We start from the raw sequence: 11,418 nt of genomic DNA, 5'->3' as shown, positions 1-11,418 counted from the left end.
CATGACCACCCCGAACGACAGCTGGAAGCCGGCTGAGCTGCGCGCGGCGGAGGCCCAGGTCGACGCGCGCTTCAAGGAGGCGCAGGACCTCGCGAACCGCCTCAAGGACACACCGTTGCCGCCGGTCCCGCCCGTCGACTTCAAGGCGATCGCCCAGCAGGTCGAGCGGGCGGCGCAGGAGAGGGACGCTCCGGAGCAGCTGAAAGCCTTGAAGCGCAAGGTGGACGCGGGCGAGTTCTCCTGGGAGGACGTCGTCTCCGGCAAGGCCGCCCAGGATCCCGACGTGCAGGCCATGCAGCAGGAGAACGTCAACAAGATGAAGCAGGCGTTCCAGATGCTGCAGGAGGGCATGACCGCCGACGAGATCATGAACGCGCAGGACCCGCGGCGAAACCGGGGTGACGACGGCGACGAGAACGCCCCCGACGTCTTCACGGAGGACAAGTGGTGATGACGGCCTGGCGGACACCGGACATCGTGGCGGCGGAGGACTTCCTGACCAAGACCGTCGCCGAGGCGGACCGCGCGATGCGGACCGCCCAGCAGAGCCTCAAGGGCAGGGAACCGTCCACCGAGGACGTTCGCAGGGTGATGCAGTTCGCCAAGTCCAGCGACGCCTCACCGGCGATGCGCCAGCTCGCCGACCGCATCGCCCGCGGTGCCGGCCTGAGCTGGCGTCAGGTCCTCACCGGCGAGGCCGGCCACGATCCGCTCGTGCGCCAGGCGCTCGACGCCGACCGCGCGAAGCTCGATGAACTGATCAAGGGCGAGACGGCCCCTCCGCCACCCCCGCGCAGGCCCGCGCGCCGGGACGACGACGAGCCGACCCAGTTCACCGAGGACGCCTGGTAAGAGCGCTCAGTCCAGGAACAACCCGGCGCTGACCAGCACCGCCCACGCCAGCATCGCGATCCCGGTGAACTGCAGCACCGGGATCAGGTCACGGCCGCCGCGCCCGGCGGCCACCCGGCGCACGGCCGGCAGCAACACCGGCGCCGCGAGGAAGCCCAGCAACGCGTACGGCACCCGCACGGTCATCCCCAGCGCGATCAGGAACGGCACCGCCACCAGCGCCAGGTACAGCCTGCGGGTGTCCTTGTCGCCCAGCACCACGGCCAGCGTCCGCTTGCCCGACACGGCGTCCGTCGGGATGTCCCGCAGGTTGTTCGCCACCAGCACCGCGGCCGAGATCGCCCCCATCGCGATGGACGACCCGATGCCGATACCGGTGATCTCGCCGCTCTGCACGTACAGCGTGCCCAGCACCGCGGCCGGCCCGAAGAAGAGGAACACCGCGATCTCGCCCAGGCCCGCGTAGCCGTACGGACGTTTGCCGCCCGTGTAGAACCACGCTCCCGCAATGCAAACGGCGCCCAACCCGAGCAGCCACCAGTAACCGGACAGCGCCACCAGTGCGATCCCGGCCAGCGCGCCGACCCCGAGCGAGATGAACGCGGCCAGCCGCACCTTCGTGGGCTCCGCGGCGCCGGACCCGGTCAGGCGGAACGGACCCACCCGGTTGTCGTCGGTGCCGCGGATGCCGTCGGAGTAGTCGTTGGCGTAGTTCACGCCGATCTGCAGCGCCACCGACACGACCAGAGCGAGCACCGTGTAGAGCGCGTTGAACTCGTCGATGTGGTGTGCCGCCGCCGCGCCCACGATCACCGGAGCGATCGAGTTGGGCAGAGTGCGCGGGCGGGTCCCCTGGATCCACTGGACGACTGAGGCCATGCCCCCATCTTCCGCCATGACCACTGAGGACCCGCCAACGGGTGTATCAGCAGCTAGTCGCGCCGGACACACCGGCCACGTACGCCTTGGCGATGTGCTTGCCGGACGCGATGCGGTACCAGATGTTCGACGTGCCCTGGGTGCCCGACACCGACTCACCGGTCAGCTGGCAGGTGACCCGGACCTGGGCGTGGTTCGCGGCCAGGCCCACCTGCGACGTCGACGAGTTCGCGCCGCTGCGCACGTTCACGGTGCCGTTCGCGGCCGACGTGCGGACCGTCCCGACAGGACCGGAGCCGGTCCACAGGTACGTCACGGTCACCCACGAGTTGGTGGTCAGCTTCAGGCCGTCCCAGAACACGCCGTCGGCCAGGTCGATGCCGGCCGGGTTCGCGGGCTTGCGGCCGAACTGGTCCTTGCCGCCGTTGTAGCCGTCCTCGTACGCGGCCTGCGCCTCGGGCTTGCCCTGCGGCAGGTCCTTCCACATCTCACGCGTCGAGGACGGGTTCCAGTAGTCGTCCTTGGTGTTCCAGGGGCCGACGTCCCACACCGGCGCCCACTCGCAACGGCCGTTCGACGCGCACACCTGCACGCTGTAGCTGCCGGAGTTGTTGGGCGCCAGGCCACGCCGCGAGGGCAGCGCAACGAAGTGGTCGCGTGAACGGATCGTGTGACCGTTCGCAGTCGTGCCGCCGACCAGTCCCTCACGCGTCGCGTAGACGCGGTACGCACGTCCAGCAGCCGCAATGGAAACGTCTTCCGACGCGGCCGGCGCCTGAGACGCCGTCAGCTTCACCCGCGAAGCCTTGCCACTGCTCAAAACCACCCGCGTCTGCACGGTGGACGTGGTCACCGGCAACGTGGCCGGCGCCTCCAGCCACTCGGTCCACTGACCGTCCGGACGCAGACCGCGCACGTCGACCACACCATCGCCGGTCACCGCCGCCGTGACCGTGTTGGCGGGCTGGGCCAGTCTGTGCGAGCCGAGCTCGATCAGGCCCGTGCGCGGGGAGCCGCCCCACGTGACGGCGTGGCCGCTGACGTCCGCGGTCCACTCGTTGCCGGCTGCCTGGGCAGGGGACGCCAGTCCGACCACCAACGCGGAGCCGACGACCAGCGGTAACAGGTAGCGCATGAGAAAACCCCCATCGCTAACGCGCGCGGCTAGGGTCCGCGCGCTTCGAGGGGAGAGTCGTCCTCAGCGGTAAAGGTTCACCTAAAGAAGTTGGCGACTGCTGTCCTGTCGACTTTGCCCGGCCCGCGCAACGGCAGCTCGGACACGAACCGCACCAGCTTGGGCGCCGCCGAGCGACCCACGGCCTCGATCACCACGGCACGCAGATCCTCCACGGACGGCGACCCACCGCGCGCGACGACCGCCGCCGCCACGACCTGGCCCCACTCGTCGTCCGGCACGCCGACGACGCAGGCCTCCAGCACGCCCTCAACGGTCGCCAGAGCCCTCTCCACCAGCACCGGAGGCACCTTCTCGCCACCGGTGACGATCACGTCGTCCGCGCGTCCGAGGACCTCCAGCCGCCCGTCGCGCATCCGGCCGAGATCACCGGTGCGGAACCACTCGCCGAACGGTTCGGCGCTGCCGCGATACCCGAGCGCCAGCACCGGTCCGCTGATCTCGATGACGTCGTCGGTGCGCACTTGGACGCCTCGCAACGGCTCACCGTCGTACACACACCCACCGGCCGTCTCGCTCATGCCGTACGTCGTGACGACCTGAACGCCGAGCGCGCGCGCCTGTTGCAACAGCTTCGGCGGGGTGGCGGCCCCGCCGATCAGCACGCCGTCGAACTGCCGCAGCGCCTCCAGCCCCGGTCCCTCGCCCACGACGAGCCGGGACAGCTGCGTCGGCACCAGCGCGGTGTAGTGGCGTCCCGGCTGCACCAGCACCGGCCGGGCGGCCTGTGCGAAGCCCATCGCGCGGAACCCCTTCGACATGTCGAGGACACCGGGCGTGGTGCCGGCGATGATCGACCGCACCAGCACCTGGATCCCGGCGATGTGGTTCGTGGGCAACGCCAGCAGCCACGTGCCGGGTCCGCCGAGCCGTTCGTGCGTGGCTTCGGCGGACGTCGTCAGCGCGTCGGCGTCCAGCAGCACGATCTTCGGCTCGCCCGTCGACCCGGAGGTGGGCACGCCGAGCACGGCCCGCTTCTCCCAGCCGTCGAGCGGGCCGTCGACCAGGGTGTCTCCGCCGCCCAGCGCGGTGCGCAGTTCGTCGAGCATGATCACCTTGGCAACGGTCAGAAGTAGTACGGGTAGTTCGACCAGTCGGGGTCGCGCTTCTCCAGGAAGGCGTCGCGGCCCTCGACGGCCTCGTCGGTCATGTACGCGAGCCGGGTCGTCTCACCGGCGAACAGCTGTTGTCCCACCAGACCGTCATCGATCAGGTTGAACGCGTACTTGAGCATTCGCTGCGCGGTCGGCGACTTGCCGTTGATCTCGCGCGCCCACTCCAGCGCCGTGGTCTCCAGCTCGGCGTGCGGCACGACGGCGTTGACGGCGCCCATCTTGTGCATCTCCTCGGCGGAGTACGTGCGGCCGAGGAAGAAGATCTCGCGCGCGAACTTCTGCCCGACCTGCCGGGCGAGGTAGGCCGACCCGTAGCCGCCGTCGAACGAGCCGACGTCCGCGTCGGTCTGCTTGAACTTCGCGTGCTCCTCGCTCGCGATCGTCAGGTCGCACACGACGTGCAGGCTGTGCCCGCCACCCGCGGCCCAGCCGGGCACGACCGCGATGACGACCTTCGGCATGAACCTGATCAGCCGCTGGCACTCCAGGATATGCAGCCGCCCCGCACGCGCCGGGTCCACCGTGTCCGCGGTCTCGCCGGAGGCGTACTGGTAGCCGCTGCGCCCGCGAATCCGCTGGTCACCGCCACTGCAGAAGGCCCAGCCGCCGTCGCGCGGCGACGGACCGTTGCCGGTGATCAGGACGCATCCGACGTCGGACGACATCCGCGCGTGGTCGAGCGCCCGGTACAGCTCGTCCACGGTGTGCGGCCGGAACGCGTTGCGGACCTCGGGCCGGTTGAACGCGATGCGGACCGTGCCCTGGTCGAGCGCGCGGTGATAGGTGATGTCGGTGAAGTCGAAGCCCTCAATCGGCTTCCACAGCGACGGGTCGAAGAGCTCCTGATCTGCCACGCCGGAGACTCTAGGCGCCCGGCGCTGAGACCCGCTCCCGGATGCTCGACGACGCGAGCAGCACGGCGACGACTCCGATGGTCGGCAGGAACGACGAGAACACGTTCACGCCGTCCGGGAGGTGCACGTGCCACTGCATCACGACCACCCACGTGATCGCGAGCTTCAGGAGAAGACAGACCGACCAGCTGCGCAACGTGCGACCGGCGTTCACCGCGGGAGCGGTCAGCACCGCGTGCACCGGCACCGCGACGATCACGAGCAGCAGCAGGGTGCCCGCGAGTGCGCCCAGCACCGAGGCGTCGGCCTCGTCGCTCCAGAGGCCACGTACCTCCGGCAGAAACCACGTGACGAACGCGATGACTCCGACGACCGCGGCGATCAGCCGTCTGCCGGGACGCGGCGCCTGGGGACGGCGCACCACGCAGATCACCGCCGCGGCGGTCGCGACGAGGCAGAACCAGATCCACGGAGCCGGCGCGCCGAGCGCCAGGTGGATCGGGACGTACGACAGCCACAGGGCGATCTGGGCGGGGTGCCGATCACGCTGACGCAGCTGTTTCTTGCGGGAGAACAGGTCCAGCGCGGTCCACACCTGCCAGACCCCGAGCGCGCAGGCCGCGACCCAGGCCGGTCCGGTCAGGGCGCCGTGATCGACCGAATACGAACGCACGTCGAGCACCACGCCCACGCCGACGAGCCGAGGCGTCGCGATCCCGTGGTTGAACGTGCTGATGATCATGGCGATACCGCTCGCGACGGCGAGCACACCCGCGAGCACGAGCCAGATGTCCAGCTCCGGCTCTTCCGGCCGAGGCGGCGCGTTGTTCACCGTGTGGTTGAGGTCACCGTGCACGTGGCCTATCTGCCAAGCGTTTCCTGAGACCTGGCCGCTGACCTCGTTGCGCGGTTCAGGCTCTTCGCTCATTCCCCACCCCCCGGTTCTCAGCAGCGTAGCGAGGCCCACTGAGACAATCGAGGGATGAACGGGTCTACTGCGCAGGCGAGGGTGATCGTCGACGAACTGGTGCGCAACGGTGTGCGTCACGTCGTGCTGTGCCCTGGTTCGCGCAACGCCCCGTTGTCGTTCGCGCTGCACCAGGCCGAGCAGAAAGGCCTGCTCACGCTGCACGTGCGGATCGACGAGCGCAGCGCGGGGTTCCTCGCGCTCGGCCTCGCCAAGACGGGCACGCCCGCGGTCGTCACCTGCACGAGCGGCACCGCGGTGGTGAACCTGCACCCCGCCGTGGTCGAGGCGGAGCTGACCGGCGTTCCGCTGATCGCGCTGACCGCCGACCGCCCGGTCGACCTCTACCGCACCGGCGCCAGCCAGACGATCAACCAGCACGACGTCCTCGGCATCGCGACGCTGCACCTGCCGGAGGGCGCCGATGAGCCCGTCACCCGTTCGTTGATCTGCCGTGCCATCGCGACTGACGGCCCGTCACACGTCAACGTGCCGTTCCGCCCGCCGCTCACGCCCTCCGACGACGCGTGGCCCACGTCGGACCGCGGCCCTTGGACGGAGACGGAACGCACGTTCACCGTCGAAACCCGCCCGTCGGAGCTGCCCGCCCGCACGCTCGTGCTGCTCGGCGACGACCGTCCGGAACGTCTCCGCAGGGCGTCGGAGCTCGGCTGGCCGGTGATCGCCGAGCCGACCGCGCCCGGTGGCCTGCGCCACGGGTCGTTGCTGCTCAACGCGGGCCTGCCGGAGCACCTGCGGCCGGACGCGGTGCTCGTCGTGGGTCGCGTGACGCTGTCGAGAGGCCAGCAGGCGCTCTTGAAGGACACCCGGACCGTGCACGCCGTCGGTGATCAGGCGCAGTGGCCGGACGTGCAGTTCACCGCGACGCGCGCGTCGACCTGGCTGCCCGAACCCGCCGAGCACGACGGGGAGTGGCTGCAGGCGTGGCAGAGCGCGGTGAAGAACGTCAGCGCGGCAGTCGACGATCTGCTGGACGCCGAACCGTGGCCGACCGGCCTGCACGTGGCCCGCGACCTCACCCAGGCGATGCCGTCGGGCGCTCTGCTGTTCGTCGGTTCGTCCAATCCGATCCGCGACGTCGACCACGTGGGCGAGCGCCGTGCGGACGTCACCGTGCACGCGAACCGGGGTGCCGCGGGCATCGACGGCAGCGTGTCCACGGCCGTCGGTCTGGCCGTGAGCCATCAAGGTCCCGCATACGCGCTGATGGGCGACCTCACCTTCCTGCACGACAGCAACGGTTTGCTGGCCGACCACCGGCCGGACCTCACGATCGTCGTGCTCAACGACGACGGAGGTGGGATCTTTTCATTGCTGGAACAAGGGGCGCCGGAGTACGACCAAAGCTTCGAGCGGATTTTCGGCACGCCGCACGGGACGGATCTGACCGCTTTGTGCGCGGGCTACCGAATTCCGCACTCCAAAGTGGACGACCAGGAGGAGTTCCGTAGCGCACTTGCGCACCCGAAGGGCCTCCGAGTGGTCGAAGTGCAGGCAAAACGCGCCGAACTGCGCGGGTTGCACCAACGTCTCAAGGCTGCTGTGTCAAACGTTTTCAGCAGATAGGAAACATACGTAAGTCGGTGGTTGATCCCGTAAAAGTGTGGATAGCGTCGCGCGCATGTCGATCAGATCCAAGGCGACGGCCGCGATCGCGGCCTCGGCCGCGATGACGCTTTTTGCGGGGACGGCGCTGGCGGCGTCTCCGGGTGCACCCGGTGCAGGCGACTCGTACTTCCCGACGTACGGCAACGGTGGATACGACGTCTCCCACTACGACATCAGGCTCAACTACAACCCGAACGGCGACCAGCTCTCGGGCACCACGACGATCCTCGCCAAGGCCACCGAGGACCTCACGCAGTTCAACCTGGACTTCCTGCTCAAGGTGAAGTCGGTCCGGATCAACAACGTGCCGGCTTCGTTCGTCTCTGACGACGGCGAACTCGTCCTCACCCCGCGCGGTGGCGTCCGCAAGGGCCAGAACCTGACGATCGTCGTGACCTACGCCGACTCGCCGTCCACCGTGAAGGACCGCAACGGTTTCACGGCGTGGACGAAGACCGTCGACGGCGCCCTGGCCATCGGTGAGCCGGAGATCTCCTCCTGGTGGTACCCGTCCAACGACCACCCGACCGACAAAGCCACCTTCGACGTCAACGTCGCCGTCCCGAACGGCGTCGAGGCGATCTCGAACGGCACCTTCGTCGGGCAGACCCGTCAGATCAACGGCTACACGCGCTGGAACTGGCGCAGCACCAAGCCGCAGGCGACCTACCTGACGTTCTTGACGATCGGCCAGTTCGAGGTCCGCCAGTCGACCACGCCGTCGGGCCAGCCGTACGTCAACGCGTACTCCGAGCGCCTCGGCGACAACGCCGACGCCGCCAAGGCGAGCATCGAGCGCACGCCCGAGATCGTCGACTTCCTCGTGGAGAACCTCGGCCCGTACCCGTTCGAGGCACAGGGCGGCGTCGTCACCCCCGATCTCGGTTACGCGCTGGAGAACCAGACCCGCCCGACCTACGACACGGCGTTCTTCCGCCGCGGCGCCAACACCTACGTGGTCGCGCACGAACTGGGCCACCAGTGGTTCGGCGACTCGGTGTCGGTCCACGGCTGGCGCGACATCTGGCTGAACGAGGGCTTCGCCTCCTACATGGAGTTCCTCTGGTCCGAGCACGTCGGTGAGGGCACGGCGCAGGAGAACTCCGACTTCACCTACGACCTCTACCCGGCCGACAGCGAGTTCTGGAACGTCCTGCCCGGCGACCCCGGTGCCGGTGCCGTGTTCGACGGCGCCGTCTACGACCGCGGCGCCCTGGCCGTGCACGCCCTGCGCGTGGCCGTGGGCGACGAGAAGTTCTTCGAGATCCTGAAGACCTGGCTCGCCGAGAAGAAGTACTCGGACGCCACCGTCGAGGAGTTCATCGCGCTGGCGGAGCGGGTGTCGGGTCAGCAGCTCGACCAGCTGTTCCAGACGTGGCTCTTCACCAAGGGCAAGCCGGCGGAGGCACCTGGGCGGCCCGCGGACGCGGCCGCGAAGACCCTCTCGGTGAAGGCCGAGCCGAAGTCGCGCGCCAAGATCCAGCTGACGCATGAACTGCTGGACGCGCACAAGTGAGCCGGTGCTGACCGCGACTGACTGTCAGACCTGCTGAGTACGTTGTGACGCAGGGGTTCCCAGCTCGGGGGTACCCCTGCGTCAGCGTTCTTCCAAGCCGAAGACGGGCGGGATCGATGAGCGAAAACGCGCCCGCGTGGGCGTACGAACGTGCAGAGATTCGCCCGCACGACCCGCAATGGGCCGTCCGCGCACAGACCGAGCGCGAGAACCTGACCCGGCTGCTCGCCCCGTGGCTGGCCGACGCAATCGAGCACGTCGGTTCCACCGCCGTCCCCGGCCTCGCCGCCAAACCGATCGTGGACCTGGCCGCCCCGGTGACCGATCTGGACGCCGCAGCGGCAGGGGCCCGCCTGGCGGCAGACGGCTGGTCCTACGTGCCGCCGACCCTCGACGGCCGGCCCTGGCGCCGCTTCTTCGTCAAACCAGACCCCACCGGACAGCGTCGCGAAGCACACCTCCACCTGATCCAGGCCGGCCACGAGCGGTGGAGCGACCAGATCAGGTTCCGCGACGCCCTCCGCGGCGACGCCGAGTTGGCGCGGCGATACGAGGACCTGAAACGTCAGCTGTCCCAAGACAGCGGACACGACCGTGAGGCGTACACGGAGGGCAAGGCGGCGTTCGTGGCGAACGTGCTCGCCAGGACCGTCAAATGAGTGGCGGCTTAGAGCCCTTCGAGGGCCTCGCGCATCGGGCGCATCTTCGCGTGCGCCTCCTGCACCTCGATGTCCGGATCCGAGTCCGCGACGAGCCCGCACCCGGCGAACAACCGCGCGGTCGAACCGGAGATCTGCGCACACCGCAGCGCGATGCCGAGTTCCCCGTCGCCGTTGCCGTCGATCCACCCGACCGGGCCGGCATAACGCCCGCGGTCCATCCCCTCCAGCTGCGCGATCAACGTGGTCGCGTCCAGCCTGGGCGTGCCTCCGACCGCCGCCGTCGGATGCACCGCCTCCCCGAGACGCAACAAAGAGGTGGGCTCGCCGAGCTCACCGATCACATCGCTGGACAGGTGTGACACGTTCGGCAGCCGCAGCACCGAAGGTCCCTCGACCGACATGGTGGTGCAGTACGGCCGGAGCGTCTCCGCGAGAGAGGTGATCGCGTAGTCGTGCTCTTCGAGGTTCTTCTCCGACGACATCAACGCCGCCGCGAGCTCCTCATCGGACACACCGTCGTGCGGCCAGGTGGTCCCGGCCAGCACGCGTGAGTCCACGACAGACCCGGTCCGTCGCAGCAGCAGCTCAGGCGTGGCGCCCACGAGCCCGTCAACGGCGTACGCCCAGCACTCCGGATAGCGGCGGGCCAGCCCCTGCAGCACGAACCGCTGGTCGAGCCGTCGATCGGTCAACGCGACCAGGTCGTGAGCCAGGACGACCTTGTCCAGCTCGCCGGCGCGCATTCGGGCGACAGCGGACCGCACGGCCTCGCGGTACTGCGTGACCGGCAGCTGCCCGTTCGCGTACCGGACCGTCGTGGGCCGCGACAGCGGCGCGACCAAGGGGTTCGGGTCCGAGGCGCCGATGGTGGTGACCCACTGCTCGCCGTTGCGACGGCCGACGACGACCTCGGGAACGATCAGCACCGAGTCGCCCGGCTCGTCGGCGAAGGCCATCGACACGAACGCGACGGGACCGCTGCCCGGCACGCCCAGCTCGTCGTCGACGTCGAGCTGTGACACGAACTCACGCCACCACTTGTCGGCCTGTGCGAACCGGTCCGGGCCGCTGACCTCCAGCCGTGCGGCTTCCCCCCAGCCGACGAGACCTGACCCGTCGCGCACCCAGGCGAGCGCGTGCTCCGGGGCTGGCAGCAGTCCGAGCAGGTCACCGGCGGTGTCCCGCTTCGAGCGGACGCGGATTCGCTGCCGTGTGCGCGATGTCGGTGCTGAGGTCACGTCTCGACTGTATGGACCTCAACCTGAAAGCGCGGCATCCGCCCGGCTCTAGACTTCTCAGTTGTGGTGGAGGACGCAGTGACCAAGTCGCCGCTCGGTGTGCGCGTCCGCCGTGCGGTCAGCAGAACGTTGCTCGTCGTCGGTGGTGTGGTCACGCTCGTGTGCGTGCTGTTGCCGATCGCGTGCTGGCGGGACGACATGGCCATCGAACGCAACGTGGGGCAGGCGGTCGCGCAGGTCGACTCCGTGGCCTTCAACCGGACGGTTGTGCGCTACGCCACACCAGACGGTCGCGTGATCATCCCGTCGCAGGGCGTGCTGTACCCGGCGGGGCTGAAGGTCGGCGACAACGTGCGGGTCGAGTACGACCAGACGAACCCCGAACTGACGCGCGTCGCGGGCCGGACGGCGGTGCTCAGCCTGCTTCCCGTCGGGACGTTCCTGGTCGCGGTCTGGCTCGTCATCGCCGCCGTTGTGACAGTTCTACGCAGATTCGGCACTCAGGTGTAAC

12 protein-coding genes are annotated in these 11,418 nt (G+C 69.2%); 6 read left to right on the top strand and 6 right to left on the bottom strand.

The window, feature by feature from the left end; all coding sequences use genetic code 11:
* Nucleotide 1: 1 nt before the first annotated feature.
* Together G7043_RS07550 and G7043_RS07545 are read left to right on the top strand one after the other, a co-directional pair.
* Nucleotides 2-451, top strand: coding sequence for a hypothetical protein (locus tag G7043_RS07550; RefSeq protein ID WP_166044744.1), 450 nt, complete (start codon nt 2-4; stop codon nt 449-451).
* Complete coding sequence (locus G7043_RS07545) at nt 451-852, top strand: hypothetical protein (RefSeq protein WP_166044743.1); 402 nt, start codon at nt 451-453, stop codon at nt 850-852. Before G7043_RS07550 ends, G7043_RS07545 begins: the two co-directional genes overlap by 1 nt.
* Before the next feature lie 6 nt (nt 853-858).
* Here G7043_RS07545 and G7043_RS07540 read toward each other — a convergent pair whose 3' ends face one another.
* The 5 genes from G7043_RS07540 to G7043_RS07520 form a co-directional block, all read right to left on the bottom strand.
* The gene (locus tag G7043_RS07540) at nt 859-1,731 is read right to left on the bottom strand and encodes a 1,4-dihydroxy-2-naphthoate polyprenyltransferase (protein WP_166044742.1); all 873 of its coding nucleotides are present in this window, start codon (nt 1,729-1,731) and stop codon (nt 859-861) included.
* A 46-nt stretch (nt 1,732-1,777) separates the two neighbouring features.
* Nucleotides 1,778-2,866, bottom strand: a complete 1,089-nt coding sequence (locus G7043_RS07535; RefSeq protein ID WP_166044741.1) for a hypothetical protein — start codon at nt 2,864-2,866, stop codon at nt 1,778-1,780.
* Nucleotides 2,867-2,943: 77 nt separating this feature from the next.
* Nucleotides 2,944-3,975, bottom strand: a complete 1,032-nt coding sequence (gene menE / locus G7043_RS07530; protein WP_166044980.1) for an o-succinylbenzoate--CoA ligase — start codon at nt 3,973-3,975, stop codon at nt 2,944-2,946.
* Between the two features lie 17 nt (nt 3,976-3,992).
* Nucleotides 3,993-4,895: a 1,4-dihydroxy-2-naphthoyl-CoA synthase gene (locus G7043_RS07525; RefSeq protein WP_086666355.1), complete on the bottom strand. Its 903-nt coding sequence runs from the start codon at nt 4,893-4,895 to the stop codon at nt 3,993-3,995.
* 10 nt (nt 4,896-4,905) lie between these two features.
* Complete coding sequence (locus tag G7043_RS07520; protein ID WP_166044740.1) at nt 4,906-5,823, bottom strand: hypothetical protein; 918 nt, start codon at nt 5,821-5,823, stop codon at nt 4,906-4,908.
* 54 nt (nt 5,824-5,877) lie between these two features.
* Here G7043_RS07520 and menD point away from each other — a divergent pair, with 54 nt between their 5' ends.
* From menD to G7043_RS07505, 3 genes are all read left to right on the top strand, one after another.
* Entirely contained in the window at nt 5,878-7,449 is a 1,572-nt protein-coding gene (gene menD, locus G7043_RS07515; protein ID WP_166044739.1) for a 2-succinyl-5-enolpyruvyl-6-hydroxy-3-cyclohexene-1-carboxylic-acid synthase, read from the top strand.
* Between the two features lie 55 nt (nt 7,450-7,504).
* Nucleotides 7,505-9,007: a M1 family metallopeptidase gene (locus G7043_RS07510; RefSeq protein WP_166044738.1), complete on the top strand. Its 1,503-nt coding sequence runs from the start codon at nt 7,505-7,507 to the stop codon at nt 9,005-9,007.
* Between the two features lie 116 nt (nt 9,008-9,123).
* Nucleotides 9,124-9,666 carry a GrpB family protein gene (locus G7043_RS07505; RefSeq protein WP_166044737.1) on the top strand — a complete coding sequence of 181 codons (543 nt, stop codon included), beginning with the start codon at nt 9,124-9,126 and terminating at the stop codon, nt 9,664-9,666.
* 8 nt (nt 9,667-9,674) lie between these two features.
* Here G7043_RS07505 and G7043_RS07500 read toward each other — a convergent pair whose 3' ends face one another.
* Nucleotides 9,675-10,907: an isochorismate synthase gene (locus G7043_RS07500; protein ID WP_166044736.1), complete on the bottom strand. Its 1,233-nt coding sequence runs from the start codon at nt 10,905-10,907 to the stop codon at nt 9,675-9,677.
* A gap of 78 nt (nt 10,908-10,985) precedes the next feature.
* On the opposite strand from G7043_RS07500, the gene G7043_RS07495 reads away from it, so the two are divergent.
* Nucleotides 10,986-11,417, top strand: coding sequence for a DUF3592 domain-containing protein (locus G7043_RS07495; RefSeq protein ID WP_313887736.1), 432 nt, complete (start codon nt 10,986-10,988; stop codon nt 11,415-11,417).
* Nucleotide 11,418: the final 1 nt, after the last annotated feature.

Source organism: Lentzea alba (assembly GCF_011067745.1).
Lineage (GTDB): Bacteria > Actinomycetota > Actinomycetes > Mycobacteriales > Pseudonocardiaceae > Lentzea > Lentzea alba.
This window is presented reverse-complemented; position numbering and strand designations above follow the sequence as displayed.